This is a genomic window from Haloparvum sedimenti (assembly GCF_001462205.1).
Taxonomy (GTDB): Archaea; Halobacteriota; Halobacteria; order Halobacteriales; family Haloferacaceae; genus Haloparvum; species Haloparvum sedimenti.
The window spans coordinates 1-1,242 of record NZ_LKIR01000118.1 but is presented as its reverse complement, the minus strand read 5'-3'; the positions used below and the strand labels follow the sequence as shown (position 1 = coordinate 1,242).

At 64.3% G+C, this 1,242-nt stretch carries 1 protein-coding gene and 1 pseudogene; both read left to right on the top strand.

All coding sequences use genetic code 11. The features are described from left to right. Positions 1-5 precede the first annotated feature (5 nt). Positions 6-467: an Lrp/AsnC family transcriptional regulator gene (locus AN233_RS06880; protein WP_058366065.1), complete on the top strand. Its 462-nt coding sequence runs from the start codon at positions 6-8 to the stop codon at positions 465-467. Between the two features lie 280 nt (positions 468-747). Beyond that, positions 748-1,242, top strand: a pseudogene (locus AN233_RS06875) (oxidoreductase); the annotation flags it as partial.

The following is a 1,242-nucleotide window of genomic DNA, read 5'->3' as shown; positions in this document are numbered from 1 at the left end:
GGGGTATGGCGGATTACGAACTCGATGACGTCGACCGCGAGATCCTCTACGCGCTACAGGAAGACGCTCGCAACCTCTCGTCCGGCGAGATCGCCGAGCGAACCAGCGCCTCATCGAGCACGGTTCGCAAACGGATCCAGCGGCTGGAGTCGGAGGGCGTCATCAAGGGGTACAGCGCCGAGGTGGACTACCAGCGGTCCGGCTATCCCCTCCGCATGCTGCTGTTCTGTACGGCGCCGATTCCGGACCGAGGCGACCTCATCGACGAGATACTCGAGATCCCGAAGGTCGTCTCGGTTCAGGAACTGGTCACGGGCGAGAAAAACCTCCTCGTCACGGCCGTCGGAGAGACGGACGGCGACATCACGCCGGTCGCACAGGAACTCCTCGACATGGGACTGACCGTCGCCGACGAGGTGCTCGTCCGCAGCCACGAGTCGACCCCGTTCGACGACTTCCCCTCGTAGCGAGGGACGACCGCTCCGCGGTCGGCGCTTCAGCGACGGCCCCCTGACTGGCCCGCCTTTCGGAGCTCGCGGGCGCGCCGGGCGGTTTGCGCTGGTGTGTTCCGAATTACCATAATGTTCTTTCATGCTGTTTTTCCGAACGTATTGTTACCACCGATGGCTATAATAACCAGTCTGGTATAGAAAGAGGTGACAACGACCAGCTCGTGCGAGTGCCGCCGGCGGAGTCGCTGGTTGCTCGGCGGCACGACCCGTGCTGGTCACGGAGAGCATCCGAATAATGGCGAGTCAACCACCATCGAACGAGACCGTACCACTCTCCGAAACAGCGACACCGTCGCCGTCGCTCGTTCCGCGGGTGTCGACCGTCGCGATGTGGGCGCTTTTCCTGCTCAGTTCGGGCGTGCTCACGCTTGCGGTTACGAGCGGCGGCCGGTGGACGGTCGGAGATGTCCTCGTCGTCGACGGGTTGACCGCGATCATGTGGGTCGTGGTCACCTTCTTCAGCGGTATCGTCCACAGCTATTCACGTCGCTACATGGCGGGCGACCGCCACCTCGACGGGTTCTACGCGCGGATCTTCGCGTTCACGATCGCCGTCATGACGATGACCGCGGCCGACCACGTCGCCCTCTTCGCGGCCATGTGGCTGGCGATGGGACTCTTCATGGCGTCGCTCATCGGGCACGTCCGCGGGTGGAAACAGGCACAGGCCGCCGCCGGGACCGCTCGCCGGTACTTCCTCGCCAGCAGCGGGCTGCTCGGCGCGGGGTTG

Coding starts and splice junctions, on each gene's coding strand:
- AN233_RS06880 (WP_058366065.1), top strand. CDS start 6: ATGGCGGATTACGAACTCGATGACGTCGACCGCGAGATCCTCTACGCG.